Raw genomic sequence first — 17,335 nt, forward strand, 5'->3', positions numbered from 1 at the left:
CTATAACCTTATCAGGCAGGTTATGACAAAAGCGGCAAGTAGGTTAGACAGCGTCTTGCCAAATCAATTGAGCTTTACGAGTAGTGCTATGGCTGTGACTCAATACTTTGCAGCGTTGCCTTTAACAAGCCCAGGAAAGCTCCCTAAACACTATGAAGTATTACTAGAGCAAGTATCCATGTTTATCCTACCTCCTCGAAGAGAAGATTGTAGTGGCATAGTGAATTTGGTCACTTAGTTAGAGGTGATATCATCACCTCATAAGTTAACAGGTGACATTATGACGAAACGTACAAGACGACTATTTAGCGCAGAATTTAAGTTAGAAGCAGCGCAGCTAGTCCTAGAGCAAAACTACTCAGTAACTGAAGCTGCCCAAGCTATGAATGTGGGCAAATCTACGATGGATAAATGGGTGCGCCAGTTAAGAGAAGAGCGTCAAGGGAAAGCACCGAAAGCTTCACCTATGACCCCTGAGCAAATAGAAATTCGAGAATTGAAAAAGAAGTTGGCTCGTCTTGAAGAGCATAATGAAATACTAAAAAAGCCACAGCTCTGTTGATGTCGGACTCATTGAACAATTATTGATAATCAAGAAACTCAAGCAGAGCTACAGCATAAAAACATTATGCGAAGTCTTCAATGTTCATCGAAGCAGTTATAACTATTGGTATAAACGCCCAACGGTAATCAATGCTGAAGTAGTAAAACTTCGCAGCTTGGTGAGCGAGGCTCACGCCGCAAGCAATGGCTCAGCGGGAGCGAGAACCATTGCCGATATAGTCATAAACCAGGGCGTAAAGCTGAGCCGATACCGAGCAACAAAGCTTATGAAAACTCTTGGTTTAGTGAGTTGCCAAGAACCAAAGCATCGTTACAGAAAGGCTTCACAAGAACACATTGAAATTCCAAATCACTTAGGTCGTCAGTTTGCGGTTACTGCGCCAAATGAAGTCTGGGCTGGCGATGTTACGTATATATGGACAGGTAATCGGTGGATGTATTTAGCGGTTGTTATCGATCTTTTTGCCCGCAAAGTGATTGGTTGGTCGATGTCGTTATCACCTGATTCTAGGCTAACAGGCAAAGCTCTTTCGATGGCTTATGAGTTTCGTGGTAAGCCTAAAGGTGTCATGTTCCACAGCGATCAAGGTAGTCACTATACCAGTCGTAAATACCGCCAGTTACTGTGGCGTTTTCAAATAAAGCAGAGTTTATCGCGGCGAGGAAATTGTTGGGATAATGCGCCGACGGAGCGTTTCTTTAGAAGTCTGAAAACGGAATGGGTGCCAACGGTGGGTTATCGTAGCTTTGCAGAGGCTCAACAAGAGATCACTCGCTACATCATTGGATATTACTGCCAACTCAGGCCACATCAGTATAACGGTGGTCTAACGCCCAATGAGTCAGAACGATTATATTGGGAAAACTCTAAAACCGTGGCCAATTTTAGTTGACCACTACAACTTCACATCACTTGCTCAAAATTTATTTTAGAGACGTATCTAGCTCTTTCCATAATTTATTTGCTGAAATAAATACATTGGAGGGACACTGCTCTTCGTTTAGTAATTTTCCAAGATTCCAATGTAAACTCATAAAAATTTCAGTTCCGGTGCTACCTTCGTCCAAACACCTTCTAAGCGCAATTGCAGTTGATTCCATTTGACAACCTTCCAATAGAGAAATCAGTTTTTCCGCTTCTTCATAATGGTCATAATTATCACTCATCAATTGGCACTCCATAATTAAAAGACCTCATAATGACTCCTCCCTCTGGGACTACAACTTCAATACCTCCTCCCGGACTTGAGCCGACTGGGGGGCTGGTCTAGCAATAAAATCAGTTCCAGGCTTCCTGACAGTTACACAGAATTATTTACAGGGTCTTTATAATTACTTAGTTCAATAAATCGTTAACTCATACTTTAAGTTCATAAACCGTAGAGCGAATTGAACTCTTGAAAGTATTTCCTCAAATTTTTCTATTGAGATTTTCTCACCCTGATTTGGAGGCAACCAAGATAACTGCCTTCTAATAGAAACTCGATTATTCTCAACCAAAAGTTCTGCAGTATATAACCCTTCAATATAATGATAGTGAAAACGGTTTATTCGTTGAAAACCCCAGCCGTCTGCCGATACCACACCTTGTTTATTAATAAACTTTAACATTAATCACCTTGATATTTTATTGGTAGAGAAACATTGGGGTTTTTAGCGAGATTCTTAATCTCCAGTCCATAAAATACACGAGTTCTGTCAAAAACCGTTCCCGACTTAAACGCGTTAACTTCTCCTGATGCACCGCGCGCAAATTGTGCCGAAGCGGCTCTCCATAAATTATCGGCTTCTTCGACACTTACTGGCGAGTTTGGTCCATATAAATCTAACCCCTCAAGCCACTTCCCACCAGGAGTCATTTCAATAGTAGACTTTCCATTCGCCTTCGCCCACTTCATCGCTGCTTGTTGATTTCCTTGCTGATACCCTGTCCAAAAAACCGATCCATCATGTGGTGTAGCAAAGTTTTTACCACGCAAATCAGATAATATTTTTTGAAAGTCAGGGCCATAAATAGTTTCAGTATCATCTTCAATACCTTTTTTCTCAACCTGCTTCAACCCCAGCGGGTCAATCCACCCAGTCGGATTCACTGCATATTGATAGTTATTTAACCCGCCTGCAAGCCCTATTGGGTCGGGGGTGATAAAGCTTCCAGAATCGGGATTATAGTATCTGTGTCGATTGTAGTGTAAGCCTGACTCTTCATCATAGTATTGGCCTTGGAACCTTAGTGGGCTTTCTATCTGAGAGACATATTTACGCGCAAGATTACCATAAGCTTTGTATTCAACCTGCCATGCTATCGCACCATTGCCATCACGTAATTCTAATGGTGTTCCAAGGTGATCGAGCTGATAATAATAAACCTCAGAATCTTGTGGACCTTCCCCTTGAATAAGAGCTAATGGTTTGAATGTGTCAGGCTCATACAAGTACGTCTTATAATCTTCACCGCAGATCTCACTGAGCAGCTTGTCCCCAAACCACAAAAACTCTGTTTTCGTTTCTACGCCATTATTATCTACGACCGACTTTTCAATGCGGCGCCCAAACGCATCATACTTGTAATGAGCTTCGCTTCCGTCACTTTTAGAGATTTTCTCTAAACGATGGCTAGAATCATATTCAAAGTGAGAAGTGATCGCTTGGTTCTTACCTCGAGATTCTCTCGCTAGATTACCAAACTCATCATAAGCGTAATGACGATCACCTTGAATTAAGATTTGGTTCTGTCGAGACAAGGCATTTTTGTCTCTTAACAAAGAGCCTGCTGGATCATGGATGAACTGCTCTTCAATATCACCCCGAACTATAGTCAGTCTATCTAGTGGGTCATAGTGATATTCTTTAGTACCGCGGATTAAGTCATCGACTTGGGCGAGGTTGCCGCTATCTGTGTAACTGTAATTACGTGCGAATGTCCGTTTGTTGTTTTGAAAGGTTGACTGCTCTGTTAAACGCCCCAGTTCATCATACAAGAACGATGTACTTAAGTTACCCGACTTTCTCGTTGCCTCTAAGCCATTATTTAGATACTGATGCTGAGTCAGCAGTTCACCGTTCAATGCAACTTCAGACAATAGTCCATGATGGTACGCCTGCGTGACCAGTTGACCGTCAGGTAGCAGCATTCCCGTTAGATTACCTATAGCATCATACTGATAACCTAATGTGGCCCAGCTCTGGTGCTCCTCAACTAAGCGGCCTAAAAGATCGTATTTGTACGCGAGAGGCCAGTGACCATCATCCACTTCACACAATCGGCCATGAGCATCATATTTATAGGAAATGGTTTGCCCATCAGGTAACGTTTTGGCGCTTAAATTCCCTAAGCTATCGTATTGGTATTGTGTGGTTAACTCATTTCCTTCTAGGCCTTTTTCAGTCTTAGCGATGAGCTGAGTATGCGCATCATACTCATAATCAAATTCCCGACCATCAAAAGTAATTTCTTTTTGAACGTGTCCTGTCGGCGCATATTCGATTTGGTAAACGTCACCCGATTCATTAGTAATTTCACTAACAAAGTTAAAAGCAGAGTCATACTTATAATTAATCGAGCTACCATCTGGCTGAACGACTTTTCCGACTTGATGGTAAGGCAACTCAAATTGATACTCTGTGGTGCGTCCTTGCTCATCCGTGAACTTAGTGACTTTATTGTAAGCGTTGTATTCGTAAAGACGAGTTTTGCCACCTGGGCAGACCATTTTGGTCAACCTATCTAGCTTGTCAAAATGATACTCAGTAATACCAAGACTATCTTGTCTATATCGCAAACGACCTAAAATGTCGTATCGATAACGCTTAAGCTCTCCCGCCGCTGTCTGCTCTTCAATTAATTCGCCGTTCTTGTTCCAAGATAATTTGTGTATAGAACCATCGGGGTATTGTATCTGCTCGATGAGACCATGAGAGTTGTAAGAATAGTGAGTTTGATTACCCAGAGGGTCTGTCTGCAACAATACATTGCCATGTTTATCTCGTGAGTACTGCCACGTTGCTTTGCCTTGACTGACTTTGAATATATGCCCTTTGATATAACTAAAATTAGTAACAAGACCAGAGGGAGAGATTTGCTGAAGCAAATCGCCGTTGTCGTCATACAAAAATGAGGTCGAATTACCCACGGCATCAGTTTCTTCAACTAGGCGTCCTTTTAGATCATACTTGTTATGGTATTCACCACCGCTAGCATCCACCTCTTTGATTAAACGAGCATTCTCATCATGCTGATAAATTTGCTCTGTTCCATTGTTGTTTTTGACAACAACGGTATGAGATTCATCATCCCACTCATAGGAAGTATCGACATTACCTAAGCTGTCGAATTGCCTAATAGCTCTGGCTTGTTTAGCTTCACCTTGCCATTCCCAAGAGAAAACGACTCCTCCTGCAAGCTGACGAGACTGAATAACGTTGTGTTGGTCATAAGTGTAGGTTTCTGAATCTCCATTAGCATTCGTTGCTCGTATCAATTGTTGAGAAGCATTATATTCATAGGTCGCTTGAGTATGTATGAACACCCATTGCTTGGCACCATCGACCTCCTTATGATGATATAAGTCAACTTTACGAATTAGCTCCCCTGCATAGCTAAACTTAAATCGTAATCCAGATTGAGATGTCACAGACTCAATAACTTGAGTAAACTTGTTTCTCTCTAGCGTGTACTTATGCCCATATTTGTCTTCAACACGCTTAAGCTGACCAACTTCACCTAAAACATCAAAGTAGTAAAAATGACCATTAGTATCTTGAATTACAATTTCGCTGTTTTCACTAAGATAAATGGCCGATTTCGCCAAAGTGTTCGTAATAATTGGCTTTACTTTGGATGGCTTAGGAAATGTCGTTGTTTTATTCTCTTGATCTTGCCAGATGACAGAGTCATTGGTAATCGTTAAAGAATGAGATAGAGCGTGAGACCAGCCATAGCCTAACTCACTTTTCCGATCGACAGAGCTAGTCCGATAAAATCTTTGCCAGTCAAATGCGATCAATCCGGGTAGGTGACCGTCTGTTATAGAGAGCAGCTCCTCTCCGGTCACCATGGAAATAGGGTCTTCGTTGGTTTTGGTGTCTTTTGTGTCTTGTACCGCTTGGGCGTTATCGTTGGTTGATGATTTACTTGAGTCAGGAGTGGTATTGTTGTCTACTAGTTGACTATTACGTTTATTGTCAGTGGTCAATTTCACCACACCGTTATGATATTGCCCCCCACCCACGTTGTTTACCGCGATGCGTTTGTATTGATCGGACGCCTTGTTAATTAAGGTCTCAACAAACGAAAATATCTCTTTAAAGAAGGTGATGATAGGCGTGATGATTGCTTTTATCGCATTGCCCGCTGTTTTTGCCGCGCGATACAATAAGAAGGCGATTCCCGACTGTGGCCCAGCTATGAACGCTAAGATGATGCCACCGATGATTCCTAGTATTATGTCGACAACGACGGTACCGCCCATTTTCACCAGATCGTTCATGACTGTTTGGGCGGGGATCATTGAAAGGTAAGTTAAAATAGCGTTAGTCACTAACCACGCCGCCGCCTCATCAGTCGCAAAGAGATAGGCCTTTTCCAATGTTGATGGTGAATCTTCAGCCGCTTTTTTGATCGCTGCGATTATTTTGTCAGCCCCTTCAAACAAGCCGCTCATGGCTTTTTCTGGGTCTTTTAAGATGTTGTATATTTCGACAATACCCTGCCAAAATTGCTTAATTCCATCCCACAGCCCTTCACCAAAGTGCGCTATAGTCTCGAGCACCTTATCTGCGCCTGTTTGCTGAAATATGGTGTTCCACTGTGGTTTAAAGCCAACCCATTTTCCTTCCAACCATGAGACAATATCACGTCCCATGGCATCATAATTTGAGAACAGGGCGTCAAGTTCACTTTCTGTCGGCTCATGGTTCACGTTAATTAGATAAGATTTTCCCGGCTCCAATCCGGTGACGGTAGCCTCACCTTTCTGATCTAAAGTGACAGGTTTTGAGTAGGAACCGTCTTTTGCTTCCACGATGACTTCTATTGCGCCCAATGGAACGTGATAAATAGACTGAAAAACACTGACAATGTTTAGTTCACCGCTTTGCGGACAAACGGCCGTAACATCATAATTTTCGTCGTCCTTACCTACTGACTTACTTAGCCCATTAACTTTCAACGTCTTATCCATAGAAAGTAACGATGGTACATCCATGGCTTCTGTTGCCGTATCAGCGGCTCGGAAAAATAGATTTCGCGTTGATTCATGATAAGTCGTCAATAGTTTAGGGAAGTGCTCAATCTGTTGATCGATGTAATTAAAAAACGGGTCTTTTTCACTCATTTGACTGTTCCTAACATGGTCTGCTCTTTCTCTAGAAGATTGACAAAACTCAACAAAACTTCCCTCTCAACGCCTTTATATCGCTGACAAAAACGCTCCGTTTTTCGAAGTAAAACCATATCTGAATAACACCCAGCTAAACCTGGACGTAATTCTTTAAGCGATTGAATTACATTATTCACAAGTACCGTAGTATCCTCAGCAAGCTTCTCTTTTACTTCCTCAGGCACCTGCCACCATGGAAACTCGCGTTCTGGCCTGTATTTAATGACTTCTTGATTGAGAGAGTGGGATTGGGTGCTCAGCCATGACGTACATGGCCCCATAAGCTCTGCGCGCTGTTGTTCGTTACAGAAGTTGGCGATATCGATGGAAGACCTAGGGTCAAAGAAGCGGAAAAACGCATAGTTGCTTGAAGAAAGCCATACTTGAGTGAGACCGCGTAGATGGTCACACACTTCCTCTATCTCGGCATTGGAGGCAACAAACATCCCCCAGTCTTCTTCAGCTTCATTGATAGCCCACTCCACAAAGCCTGAGTCTCTATCCAATGCTGCAATATATGGCATAACTTCTTGCCAATCTTCGTAAGGCGTACCACTCCAAATGGGTAAAGCGTCTTCACCACCTAAGCGGTAGTACTCAGCTAAGCTATTTGATTCACTGGTTTTATTAAAAATGACGAACCAGTTATCTTGCTCATCGAGTGACTGTTTTACGCAGAACATTCGCCATCCTTACACGCTTCGCACTCTTCACAGAAAGGAGCAGCCGCACTCATCGTTGCAACTTGCGCAGGGCTTAAAACAGGATTTGGAAGTGGTGGCGCAGCTTCAAGTTGACCCGGTTTAAGAGCAGCTTGACCACTAAAGCCTTGGCCACTGCCTTTGCCACCACCAGAGTTCATATTGACCTTAGCGCCTGAAACATGAACACCTGCGCCATCTACTTTGACAAAACTGCCACCAGCTTTAAGCGTAATTTCGCTACCGGCTTCGATGACGACTTTACTTCCCGCTTTGCAGTGAATGGCATTGGCAGCATCTAAAGCAAATCGCTTACCTGATTTTTGGTATAAATTGCTATCAAGGAACTCTATCTTGTCACCCACGACTTTCAGGCGACACTCACCTTCAACCGTTAAGTTGTTCTGATTAACGACCTCACTAAACTGATCGTTGTCGATGGTTAAATGTTTATCGTGTTTAATATGTGCGGTTGCATCATTTTTGATTTCTGCATTGAGATCTTTTTGAGCGTGGAGGTATATTTTTTCGCTCTCGGCTTGGTCTTCAAAGCTCAACTCGTTGTAGCCTTGGCCTTGGTGGCTTTCGCTTCGTAGAACAGTCTTAGTTTTGTTGGCTGGTAACGGGTATGGCGGTGTATTTGATGCGTGGAACGTTCTACCAATTATCACTGGCTGATCAGGGTCGCCATTTAAGAAGTCCACAATCACTTCTTGGCCAATGCGGGGCAAAGTGACTAAGCCATACTGACTACCAGCCCAATCGTGAGACACTCGAACCCAACAAGAGCTTTGCTCATCACTATTTGAATAGCGATCCCAAGGGAAATGCAGTTTTACTCGGCCATGTTCATCACAGAAGATTTCTTCGCCTGCTGGACCAACGACAATAGCGACTGTCGGGCCATCGACTTGTGGTTTTGCACATATCGGAGCCTGCCAATTAGTATCCGCAGGGATAACAGTAAACTGGTTTGCGTAAGTAGTCGCACCTTCTCCCCCATCTTCTTCAAGCGCTTGCGGTTGCTCACCTTGGTGTGAAGCCAGTACGATTACCCAATCTCGATTCAACTCCACATTACTGTGTTCCATTAAATCGAACTTGTAACCAGCACGGATACTTGGGTGGTTGCTTTTTAGCTCCGCACTAATCGCCGAACGACGCAACGCATTCAAGCGCGTTAGGTTAAACTTTTTACCAACACCGTCTTGCTTAAAGCGGCCTGGGAAGTCGAAGTGTTCATACTTATCGGTTAACTGATATTCTGCTTGGGTCGCCATCTCTTGCTGTTGAAAACTAAAGGCTGGCTTTTTAAAACTGTAGTCTTTCAGAGAAGTTTGGCTAGGTGCAGCTTCAGAGGTGAGTTTGAAGTAATTAACATAAGGTTCATCGACCATACCACCGCTCATTGCGTTGTATGGCACTGGCATAGCAAAAGCAGGCAGTTGATCAGAAGAGTCGCTAATGTATAGCGTATGCTTAGCTTCTTCATGTAAGAAGCTATATACCAATCCTTCCTCGGCCGCTAAGCGATGGAAGAACTCTAAATCAGTTTCTCGATACTGAACGCAGAACTCTCGTTTTTCAAATTGACCGTTTAGTGCGAATGCGTAATCTTCTATTGCCATTTCTTGCAATAGAATTGAGAGGATTTCTGGAACGGATTGCTGCTGGAAGATGCGGCTATTTTGTCTTAAAGAGAGTCTTTCTAAGGCTGGCACCACGAGCATGGAATAAAAAGTATGATGATGCCCCGTGTCTTTGCGAGTAAAGCTTTTTACCACACCATGAATCACTTGAGCGTCTTGCCCCGCTCTGATGATTTTGATAGTCACGTTCTTATCAACAACATGATCAGCGGTGATCGTACTAATACGGCTTGCAAGCTCTAGTTCAAATCGAAAGCCATTGCATTGTTCATTGCCGTTCAAAGCAACTTGCGACATTGACTCGAAGCCATGGTATTTGGTGAGCAGCAACTCACCTTCTTCCATACCATCAACTAGAACATCAAAATTTAGTGGTGTCATCCCTGGGCCTCTTAACCTTATCCAGAAGGCTTTAGCGCAAGAATAACGCCAAGTTTTATCACCTAAATATCAATAACTTAAAATAACAAATCACTATAACGAGCAACTAATTGCCCGCTAAAACAATTAGTTGCTTGTTAGAGCAAACTTTATAACCCCAACTAAAATTGTTCAGCGAGACTCAGCCAAGTTTTAACGGGAATATTATTGTTCATAGGCACAATACAAAAAACACAACACATCGTATTTCAATATAGATATTCGTACCCAAAATTCATAAGCATTTTACGAGTGTAAACAACTCAAGAGCTGAGCTTCAAAAGCCTCATCAATATTTGCAGCGATAAGTTCAACTCGACTTTCAACACTATCATCAAGCTCGTGTTCTGTTAAACCATCAGGCGTTAAGTTATAGCCAAATATGCCGCTTTCGGTAATAAACACGGCTTTCATTCGCTCAACATCCAGTTCCACTAGCAAAGGAATCAGTTTGTTGCGGGTGAATACTTTCTCGGGCGAGAATCGCCAACCCACACTTTTAAATCCTTCACCTTTGTTCATGGCTTTAATCATGCCAGAAGCTGGCATCGGCATTTCAGAAGCCAATGTCTTGCTATGACCATGATGATGGTGATGATGAGCCAACTTCTCTGGTTTATAACTCTGCCCTTGCAGTTCTGCAAACGGGAAAACGCCATGTTCAGCCATAATGACCCTTGTATTAGAGCCTGCGACGCTTTCCACATAATCGATCAGTTTTTGCACATCGCCTTCTTGATACAAATCAGCCTTATTACCGACAACGGTATCGGCAATCGCAATTTGCTGATTGAAGGTCTCATGCTGGCTATAACGAGCATGTTCTAATTTACGCGCATCAACTAAGGTTATGTTCTTTTGTAATGAAAGCACTTGTCGGTAATGTTCGGTTGAGAGGACTTGGAGCACTTCTTTAGGGTGGCCTAACCCCGTAGGTTCTATCAATAAGCGATCTGGCTTAGCCTCATTCAGCAATTGATTGAGCGCAATTTGCATAGGCAAGCCAGCAGAACAACACATACAACCACCTGGGACTTCACGTATAAACACCTGTTGACCGTTACCTTGCTGTCCCTTGACCAAGCTACCATCCACACCGATCTCACCAAACTCGTTCACGAGTACAGCCCAGCGTTCGTTGTCTGGTTTGTTCGCCATAAGGTTAAGGATGGCGGTGGTTTTACCTACACCAAGAAAACCGGTAATAATGTTAGTCGGAACCGCTAAAATAGGAGGTTTGCTTAAACTCATCTTGCTTGCTCCTATCACTTACTGCGCGGCTTAAATGACAAACGCATTGCTGACGTTGGCTCATCAATAACGCTTTGGTTCGCATAAACTAAGCGACCATTGACCCACGTTTTTTCGATTTTTGCACAGAACTGATGGCCAACAAACGGCGACCAACCACAATGATATAAGCAGTTATCATGGGTCACTTCCGTCACGGACTCGCGGTCAACTAATACCAAATCTGCGTAATAGCCTTCTCGAATGAAACCACGCTGATCGATCCCATAACGAACCGCTGGGTTATGTGCGGTTTTCTCCACCACTTGCTCGATAGTCATGTGTCCAAGACTCACTTGATCAATCAAACTAAGCAGAGCATGCTGAACTAAAGGTAAGCCAGCTGGAGCGTCACTATAAGGCACCTGTTTTTCTTGCCATGTGTGCGGTGCGTGGTCAGTAGCAATGATATCGATTTGCCCTGTATTTAGAGCATTGAGCAAGGCTTCGCGATCACTTGAGTATTTAATTGCTGGGTTACATTTAATTAAGCTTCCTAAAGCTGAGTAATCTCTATTACTAAACCACAAATGATGTACACACGCCTCAGCGGTAATGTTTTTACCTTCAATTGCTCCGGCCTCAAATAATTCAAGTTCTTTGGCCGTAGTGATATGCAAAACATGCAATTGGCTATTGTATTTTTTTGCCAGCCTCACCGCGTATGAAGAAGAGGCATAACATGCTTGATCGTCTCGCAAAACTGGGTGGTCATCGATGGTGAACTCTAACTTCTCTTGTTTTAACTTTTTCGTGTTCTCGGCAATCACAGCGCCACTTTCACAGTGGGTCACAATCAATACTGGCGAGTACTTGAAAATCGCCTCTAATGCCTGTGGCTTTTCGACAAGTAAGTCCCCCGTCGATGCCCCCATAAAGACCTTCACCCCACAATGTTTCGTTGGGTCAAGTTGCTTTATCTGCTCAAGGTTGTCTTCGGTTGCCCCTAAATAAAACGAGTAATTTGCATAAGAGCTCTCACTAGCAATATCAAACTTGTTCTCTAGCGCTTCAATTGTGGTAGTTGCTGGAGCCACATTCGGCATTTCCATGTAGCTGGTAATCCCCCCAGCGACAGCAGCGCGAGATTCAGTGCGAATTGACCCTTTGTGAGTCAAACCCGGCTCACGAAAGTGGACTTGTTCATCAATCATTCCGGGTAGAAGATAGCCACCTTTGGCATCAATTATCGTGTCATTTTCAGTTGCCTCGATGGTAGTTGCTATGGTTGCAATTCTTTGATTAACAATTCGTAAATCAGTGTTGGTGACGGTTCCTTCGTTCACCACTTGGGCATTTTTAATAAGTGTTGCAGACATAGCTGTTCTTGGTCTCCTTTATGACTAAAGCTAGTTAATATGAAATTAATCTACTCGGTGAGAATGGTAGCTAAACAAACGCTATCCACTTCAATCGGCACACTGGTTACAAACACAATTAATTTCAAACTGAGGGCTAACCACGTTAAATCCGGCTTGTTGGGCGTGCAATTGCAGATCCGTTATCGTGGTCGGGTCGATGATTCGTTCACTGATTTTGTTGCATTTTGAGCAGATGAGAAATTGCGGGATACCATGTTCATGGCCATCAAGAATATGGGAGCACACCACATATTTGTTAGATACATTCAGCTTATGAGCTAGGTGTTCTTCTTCGAGAAAATCTAGAATTCTGTACACTGACATAGCCTGAATACGCTCAGCAAAGTGTTTGTCACAGTAATCTGAAAGCTCATACGCCGACAACGCTTTGTTCGCTTGTACTAAAGCCCGAAGAACCAACTTGCGCTGAGGAGTAAGCCTTTTGCCTCTGGCCTCTGGCCTCACAGCGCTTCTCCACATGGGCAATAATGGCATCAAACTTTTGCATTACCATTTAGACCATATCCAAAGTCAGTAGCAGCCTACGCTCATTACTCACTATCTGCGGAGAGCGATGAACTAGCGCGTTGTCCTCATTACCTTCCCAACCGCCGCCTTTAAGTAGCGCAACATCTCCAGACGTTAGTTGCTGGATAAGCGCACCACTTTTCTCCGTTAGGGTGGAACGATCAACATCTTGATTCTCTAGCCACTGCGTCGCTTGCCCAATGTATGTGGTAACCAGCCTTACTGGTACTTGATCCACATGAAAGCTCGGACACATAGGTTTATCTAAGGCCGTCAACCGTAAACCAACCTCTTTCACATTGAATAAACAGCAGAACATATCAACGATAAGGGCAATATCTTCACTTAACGTAGCGGTACAAGAATGTTCACCAAGTTTTCGGCTTACCACCTCTGCAGCATCATCGGGCGTAACAATACTAACAACGGCAAGCTGATGATTAGCTTCAACCATTTGTTCTATGCCTTTTACTAGCTCGCCAGGTAACTCTCTCTGCCAAATAGCAATATTATGCTCAGGTTTATATATCTCAGATAAAACAGACGCTTTGTTTTCCTCAGCTCGAGGAAAGCTTGCTTCAACAACTTCCTTTTCTATACTTTGGCTGAAACTCATAAATGCAATCCCTCTCATGTCAGCTTAGGTAGAATGGCACGTATCATCACGCCTTAATTAATAGTTATGTTATAACATAACCATCAATCTTACTACCGCTATACATTAATGAGAGTCAATCTAGACCGAGAACCAACAAATTTAGCCCAAAGTAGGAATAAAAAAAGAGCCGCTTAAAGCGGCTCTTCTCTTCAATTTCAAACAACAGTTTTAAACGTTATTCTTTACCGAATACGTTGTTCTCTTGCTCTTGTACGCGGATGAAAGTCGTACGCTTAGTTAGCTCTTTAAGCTTTGCTGCACCTACGTAGGTACACGTTGAACGTACACCGCCAAGGATGTCAGAAATAGTGCCATGAACGCTGCCACGGAATGGAAGTAACACCGTTTTACCTTCTGCGGCGCGGTACTTAGCTACACCACCTGAGTGCTTGTCCATAGCAGACTGACTAGACATGCCGTAGAACTTCATGAATGTTTTGCCATCTTGCTCAATCACTTCACCGCCTGACTCTTCGTGACCAGCTAGCATACCGCCTAGCATTACGAAATCAGCGCCGCCGCCAAATGCTTTAGCAACATCGCCCGCACATGAACAGCCGCCATCACCGATGATCACACCACCTAGACCGTGCGCAGCATCACCACACTCGATGATTGCAGACAGTTGAGGGTAACCTACACCAGTCTTCACGCGAGTTGTACAAACAGAGCCTGGGCCAATACCAACTTTAACAATGTCTGCACCCGCTAGGATCAGCTCTTCACACATATCACCTGTTACAACGTTACCCGCTGAGATAACTTTATCTGGGAAAGCCGCGCGCACTTTTCCTACGTATTCCACGAGGTGCTCTGAGTAACCGTTAGCAATATCGACGCAAATGAAAATCAGCTCGTCGCTAAGCGCCATGATGTCTTTGGTCTTTTGGAAGTCTGCATCTGATGTACCCGTTGAAACCATCACGTTGTTCAACGTTGCTTTATCCGCGCCTTTTACAAACTCAGCCCAATCTTCAACGGTGTAGTGTTTGTGGACAGCAGTCATCACACCATGCTCAGCAAGCGCCTTAGCCATTGCAAAGCTACCCACTGAATCCATATTCGCCGCAATAACAGGCACGCCGGACCATTGACGGCCACTATGCTTGAAGGTAAAATCGCGGGTTAAATTTACTTGAGAACGACTTTTTAGTGTTGAACGCTTAGGGCGAAACAGTACATCTTTAAAGCCTAACTTAAGTTCTTGTTCGATACGCATTGTGTAATTCCTTGATTCATATAGCTATGTGTCACATCAGAGTGCGTTGTAATCACGTTGGCAGACGTTATTACTATTCTTCGGACACAAAAAAACCGGAGCGTTGGCAGACGCTCCGGTTTTCAGCATTATAGGCTGTGATTTCTTTCTGGCAAGACTGATAATTCACTTTTTTTTATGCTACAGTTTCGACTTCTTGCAAATCAAATTCCTTTCAATTCAACACTTTTTCTTAATAGTCTTTATAATTCAAAAACTTATTCAACACAAAAGCAGCACGATTGCGCAAAGGTTTGCGCCAGGCATTCAACCTAGTCCTTTTGATGTAGTAGCGAACCACGCCGTTGTTCGTCGATTTATGACTCGAATCACTAAATGTACACCTCTGTTTTACAAAGCGCTGAATACATCCTTGTCCGCATTTTGTGAAGAAGACCCTTATTTTATATAGAACACCATCCCGAACGTATGCTATGCTGCTTTCAAATTAACCTAATAGGTATTGGTATCTATGAAAACAATTAACAATGCGCTGTTAACTGGGATCATTTGTGCAGTGTGCTCAACCACAGCTTTCGCAAATGGCCAACACTCAGTATATGGACATACTGGTATCTCTACTTTTTCTAAAGATGGACATAGCCAGAGTGGTCTTTATTTTCAAGGTGGTTATAACTACTACCTTACTCCATTCTTTGCTCTGGATTTGAACTACACCCGTGCCAACTCACTTAATGTGAACTTGGCGCAGAATAGCCCAGACTTTTCAGCAGAAGCTGATGGTTTCGGTGCTGGTGTGAAACTTGAGCACTATGCAGGACCAGTCAGTATGCACGCGAGAGGTGGTGTTAGCTCCTTGAGAATTAAAACCGAATTCTGGGATACTGCCAGCTTTGATTTCAAAGAAGAGTCAGACACCGTTACTAGCCCATATTTTGAAGTGGGTGTCGGTATGATTTCGCCGTGGGATAAGAACCTAAACGTAAGTGTGACTTACAACAAGCAGACAGCTGATGATGTGTGGGATATTTCGACCTTTACTATCAGCGGTGCTTACTTGTTCTAATTCAATCAGCGCTATTGACCACGGCTCTTATACTGCTTGTCACGTCGGTAGCGCTCATTCCTATCATTCCATACTGACTCGCATTGAGATCCGCTGCTAAGCTGTGAATCATCACTCCATAGCAAGCCGCCTGTCGCAATCCGAACCCCTGAGCCAGTAACGCAGCCACAACACCGGTTAATACATCTCCCATACCACCAACCGCCATACCAGGGTTACCTGCGCCACAAACGTAAGTTTTTACACCGTCACACACTAATGTCCCCGCACCTTTTAACACAACAACCCCGCCATAACGCTGTTGCAATGCTGCCACCGCATGATAACGGTCATCTTCTACTTGGCCGGTAGTGCAGTTTAAAAGCCGCGCTGCCTCTCCTGGATGAGGTGTAATAATGCGATTGTCATCTTTCGTTGGAGCTTGCGCTAACATCGTCAAGGCATCAGCATCGAGCACTTTAGGGTTGCTCATCTGCGAGACTTGCTGATAAAGCCACCTAGCGCTGTCACTAAAACCTAATCCCGGCCCTAGAGCGATGACATCACTCCACGTTAAGCGCTGATTAGCCTCTTGTTTGCTCCACGCTGAGAACATCACTTCGGGGCTATGGATCAGACCCGCTGTAACGTTCGACTTGTGTGTTAAACATGCGGTTAATCCTGCCCCCGTTCTCAAACATGCTTTAGACGCCAGTAAAATAGCCCCGCCCAAGCCTTTGCCGCCACCAATCAAGGTCACTCGACCATGACTGCCTTTATGAGCGCTGCCGCTACGCGTCATCTTCCGTACTGGCTCTATCATTTGAGTATGAGACTCCACCAGCGGTGAAAACGTATCCTCAACACCTAAGCCCGCAACAATCAATTGCCCAACAAAATCGCGCGCTTGGCCAGTCATTAAACCTTGCTTCACGCCAATAAACGTAACGGTATGTTCTGCTCGTATTGCAACGCTTGATACTTTACCCGTATCGGCCTCAAGCCCAGAAGGTATATCAACGGATATGACCTTTAAGTTCGCGCTGTTTACTGCGTTAATCAAACGCTGAAAGGGTTCTCTCAGCTCCCCTTTGAATCCTGTGCCCAACAGTGCGTCTACCACAAGATCGAATTGATCTAACAACGAGTCATCCTGTTCGCTAACCTCACCGCCTGCGGCGATAAATGCTTGATAAGCGCTAAGTGCATCCCCTTTTAACTCTTCAACAGGATTTAAAGACCAGACTTTGACCGAATAGCCCGCTGCTATCGCAAGTCTCGCCACCACATAACCATCTCCGCCATTGTTACCACCCCCGCAAATCACCAGCATCCGCGTGGATGTAGGATAATGGCTTGTAAGCACATCAAACACCGCTTGCCCTGCTGAAAGCATGAGTTGATACATTGCAACGCCAAGTGCATCGGCGGCGAGTTTTTCACCGTTTCTTACTTGCTCTGCGGTATATAATGGTTGTGGTAGGTTCATCGCGTCGTGATCGTTTAGTTTTCTATGAATT

The 17,335-nt window shown here is 43.9% G+C and carries 12 protein-coding genes and 2 pseudogenes; 3 read left to right on the plus strand and 11 right to left on the minus strand.

Annotated elements, in window-relative coordinates; all coding sequences use genetic code 11:
* Both MU515_RS19665 and MU515_RS19670 read left to right on the plus strand, forming a co-directional pair.
* Nucleotides 1–238, plus strand: a pseudogene (locus tag MU515_RS19665) (hypothetical protein); the annotation flags it as partial.
* 42 nt (nt 239–280) lie between these two features.
* A protein-coding gene (locus MU515_RS19670) for an IS3 family transposase (RefSeq protein WP_260262110.1) occupies nt 281–1,457 on the plus strand; the annotation gives its coding sequence in 2 pieces (ribosomal slippage) (nt 281–549 and nt 548–1,457; 1,179 coding nt in all).
* A 31-nt stretch (nt 1,458–1,488) separates the two neighbouring features.
* Here the strand turns inward: MU515_RS19670 and MU515_RS19675 are convergent.
* From MU515_RS19675 to MU515_RS19720, 10 genes and pseudogenes are all read right to left on the minus strand, one after another.
* Entirely contained in the window at nt 1,489–1,731 is a 243-nt protein-coding gene (locus MU515_RS19675; protein WP_260262111.1) for a hypothetical protein, read from the minus strand.
* Between the two features lie 174 nt (nt 1,732–1,905).
* On the minus strand, nt 1,906–2,175 hold the full coding sequence (locus MU515_RS19680; RefSeq protein ID WP_260262112.1) for a hypothetical protein: 270 nt from the start codon (nt 2,173–2,175) through the stop codon (nt 1,906–1,908).
* The gene (locus tag MU515_RS19685) at nt 2,175–6,899 is read right to left on the minus strand and encodes an RHS repeat-associated core domain-containing protein (protein WP_260262113.1); all 4,725 of its coding nucleotides are present in this window, start codon (nt 6,897–6,899) and stop codon (nt 2,175–2,177) included. The genes MU515_RS19680 and MU515_RS19685 overlap by 1 nt, the downstream gene beginning before the upstream one ends.
* Nucleotides 6,896–7,627: a DUF4123 domain-containing protein gene (locus MU515_RS19690; protein WP_260262115.1), complete on the minus strand. Its 732-nt coding sequence runs from the start codon at nt 7,625–7,627 to the stop codon at nt 6,896–6,898. Before MU515_RS19690 ends, MU515_RS19685 begins: the two co-directional genes overlap by 4 nt.
* Nucleotides 7,615–9,675: a type VI secretion system tip protein TssI/VgrG gene (gene tssI / locus MU515_RS19695; RefSeq protein WP_260262116.1), complete on the minus strand. Its 2,061-nt coding sequence runs from the start codon at nt 9,673–9,675 to the stop codon at nt 7,615–7,617. The genes MU515_RS19690 and tssI overlap by 13 nt, the downstream gene beginning before the upstream one ends.
* A gap of 285 nt (nt 9,676–9,960) precedes the next feature.
* Nucleotides 9,961–10,965, minus strand: a complete 1,005-nt coding sequence (locus MU515_RS19700) for a CobW family GTP-binding protein (RefSeq protein WP_260262117.1) — start codon at nt 10,963–10,965, stop codon at nt 9,961–9,963.
* Nucleotides 10,966–10,979: 14 nt separating this feature from the next.
* Nucleotides 10,980–12,323 carry a dihydroorotase gene (locus tag MU515_RS19705; protein WP_260262118.1) on the minus strand — a complete coding sequence of 448 codons (1,344 nt, stop codon included), beginning with the start codon at nt 12,321–12,323 and terminating at the stop codon, nt 10,980–10,982.
* 90 nt (nt 12,324–12,413) lie between these two features.
* Nucleotides 12,414–12,873: pseudogene (locus tag MU515_RS19710) on the minus strand (Fur family transcriptional regulator).
* A gap of 6 nt (nt 12,874–12,879) precedes the next feature.
* Nucleotides 12,880–13,509: a DUF1826 domain-containing protein gene (locus tag MU515_RS19715; protein ID WP_260262120.1), complete on the minus strand. Its 630-nt coding sequence runs from the start codon at nt 13,507–13,509 to the stop codon at nt 12,880–12,882.
* Between the two features lie 217 nt (nt 13,510–13,726).
* Nucleotides 13,727–14,770 carry a GMP reductase gene (locus tag MU515_RS19720; RefSeq protein WP_260262121.1) on the minus strand — a complete coding sequence of 348 codons (1,044 nt, stop codon included), beginning with the start codon at nt 14,768–14,770 and terminating at the stop codon, nt 13,727–13,729.
* A 511-nt stretch (nt 14,771–15,281) separates the two neighbouring features.
* On the opposite strand from MU515_RS19720, the gene MU515_RS19725 reads away from it, so the two are divergent.
* The gene (locus MU515_RS19725) at nt 15,282–15,836 is read left to right on the plus strand and encodes an outer membrane beta-barrel protein (protein ID WP_260262122.1); all 555 of its coding nucleotides are present in this window, start codon (nt 15,282–15,284) and stop codon (nt 15,834–15,836) included.
* Nucleotide 15,837: 1 nt separating this feature from the next.
* Here the strand turns inward: MU515_RS19725 and MU515_RS19730 are convergent, their stop codons facing one another.
* Nucleotides 15,838–17,304: an NAD(P)H-hydrate dehydratase gene (locus MU515_RS19730; RefSeq protein WP_260262123.1), complete on the minus strand. Its 1,467-nt coding sequence runs from the start codon at nt 17,302–17,304 to the stop codon at nt 15,838–15,840.
* Nucleotides 17,305–17,335: the final 31 nt, after the last annotated feature.

Source organism: Vibrio intestinalis (genome assembly GCF_025195085.2).
Lineage (GTDB): Bacteria > Pseudomonadota > Gammaproteobacteria > Enterobacterales > Vibrionaceae > Vibrio > Vibrio intestinalis.

What these genes read in the sequence shown, in the direction of transcription:
- MU515_RS19715 (WP_260262120.1), bottom strand. Translation starts at nt 13,509, where the DNA reads ATGAGTTTCAGCCAAAGTATAGAAAAGGAAGTTGTTGAAGCAAGCTTT.
- MU515_RS19720 (WP_260262121.1), bottom strand. Translation starts at nt 14,770, where the DNA reads ATGCGTATCGAACAAGAACTTAAGTTAGGCTTTAAAGATGTACTGTTT.
- tssI (WP_260262116.1), bottom strand. Translation starts at nt 9,675, where the DNA reads ATGACACCACTAAATTTTGATGTTCTAGTTGATGGTATGGAAGAAGGT.
- MU515_RS19730 (WP_260262123.1), bottom strand. Translation starts at nt 17,304, where the DNA reads ATGAACCTACCACAACCATTATATACCGCAGAGCAAGTAAGAAACGGT.
- MU515_RS19690 (WP_260262115.1), bottom strand. Translation starts at nt 7,627, where the DNA reads ATGTTCTGCGTAAAACAGTCACTCGATGAGCAAGATAACTGGTTCGTC.
- MU515_RS19705 (WP_260262118.1), bottom strand. Translation starts at nt 12,323, where the DNA reads ATGTCTGCAACACTTATTAAAAATGCCCAAGTGGTGAACGAAGGAACC.
- MU515_RS19700 (WP_260262117.1), bottom strand. Translation starts at nt 10,965, where the DNA reads ATGAGTTTAAGCAAACCTCCTATTTTAGCGGTTCCGACTAACATTATT.
- MU515_RS19685 (WP_260262113.1), bottom strand. Translation starts at nt 6,899, where the DNA reads ATGAGTGAAAAAGACCCGTTTTTTAATTACATCGATCAACAGATTGAG.
- MU515_RS19725 (WP_260262122.1), top strand. Translation starts at nt 15,282, where the DNA reads ATGAAAACAATTAACAATGCGCTGTTAACTGGGATCATTTGTGCAGTG.
- MU515_RS19680 (WP_260262112.1), bottom strand. Translation starts at nt 2,175, where the DNA reads ATGTTAAAGTTTATTAATAAACAAGGTGTGGTATCGGCAGACGGCTGG.
- MU515_RS19675 (WP_260262111.1), bottom strand. Translation starts at nt 1,731, where the DNA reads ATGAGTGATAATTATGACCATTATGAAGAAGCGGAAAAACTGATTTCT.